Here is a 1,154-nt window from a genome sequence, read left to right as displayed (position 1 = left end):
ACAGATGCTGAGCCGCGTGGGCCGCCTGCCCGATCTGCTGGTCGCCTGCATCGGCGGGGGTTCGAACGCGCTGGGGCTGTTCCACCCCTTCCTCGATGATCCGAGCGTGAAGATGCTCGGCGTCGAAGCGGCAGGCCATGGCCTCGACGGGGACGAACACGCCGCCAGCCTGCTCGGCGGCTTCCCCGGTGTGCTCCACGGCAACCGCACCTACCTGTTGCAGGACGCCGACGGCCAGATCACCGAGGGCCACTCGATCAGCGCCGGTTTGGACTACCCCGGCATCGGGCCGGAGCACGCGTGGCTGAAGGAGACGGGCCGGGTCGAATACACCGCCGTCACCGATGACGAGGCACTGGAAGGCTTCCAGCTGCTGTGCCGGACCGAAGGGATCATTCCCGCGCTCGAACCCTCGCACGCCATCGCGGCGGTGGCGAAGGTCGCGCCGACGATGCCCAAGGATGCGATCATCCTCGCCAACCTGTGCGGGCGCGGCGACAAGGACATCTTCACGGTCGCGGAGCGTCTGGGGGTGGAGCTTTGAGGACCGCAGGCTACGGCTTTGTTTTCCTAGGGCTTGCGCAAGCCATCCTGCTTCAGTTCACGGGGCGGGACAACGTCACTCTGCTGGCGAGCTTTGGTCTTTGCATGCTCGTGGGGACTGTGCTGCTGGCTGCAAACGCCATAGCTCGCTTTTTACGCGGAACATTGCAGCTGCGTCCCTTCAACGCCCTGAAGCTTTTTCCCGTGCTATTCATCGTCATGTTCGCGTTAACCTTCGGCCTTCGCTTGATCATGCCATCGAATTTTTCGGCCACCGAAACGGTCTGGCTTGTTGCCATCATGGCGGTGTTTTTCAGCATTTACGCCACAATCTACCGAAAGCGCGCATGACCCGCCTCACCACCACCTTCGCCGCCCCCCGCCCCGCACTCGTCTGCTTCATCACCGCAGGCGATGGCGACACCGCGGCCAATCTCGATGCGCTGGTGGAAGCCGGGGCGGATGTGATTGAGCTCGGCATGCCCTTCACCGATCCGATGGCCGATGGGCCTGCGATCCAGAGCGCCAATCTGCGCTCGCTGGGCGCGGGCACGACCACGGCGGACGTGCTGCGCCATGCCGCCGACTTCCGCGCCCGGCACCCCGATGTG

Annotated in this window: 3 protein-coding genes; all 3 read left to right on the top strand. The window is 64.8% G+C overall.

Translation table 11 applies throughout. The features are described from left to right. A partial coding sequence (locus C0456_RS20745) for a pyridoxal-phosphate dependent enzyme (protein ID WP_291056670.1) occupies positions 1-544 on the top strand: 544 nt, incomplete at its 5' end. Then, on the top strand, positions 541-894 hold the full coding sequence (locus C0456_RS20740) for a hypothetical protein (protein ID WP_291056668.1): 354 nt from the start codon (positions 541-543) through the stop codon (positions 892-894). The genes C0456_RS20745 and C0456_RS20740, both read left to right, overlap by 4 nt. Further along, a partial coding sequence (locus C0456_RS20735; protein WP_291056666.1) for a tryptophan synthase subunit alpha occupies positions 891-1,154 on the top strand: 264 nt, incomplete at its 3' end. The genes C0456_RS20740 and C0456_RS20735, both read left to right, overlap by 4 nt.

Origin of the sequence: Hyphomonas sp. (genome assembly GCF_013823385.1) — a bacterium.
GTDB lineage: Bacteria > Pseudomonadota > Alphaproteobacteria > Caulobacterales > Hyphomonadaceae > Hyphomonas.
The sequence above is the reverse complement of the archived record's forward strand: the minus strand, read 5'-3'. Positions and strand labels throughout refer to the sequence as shown.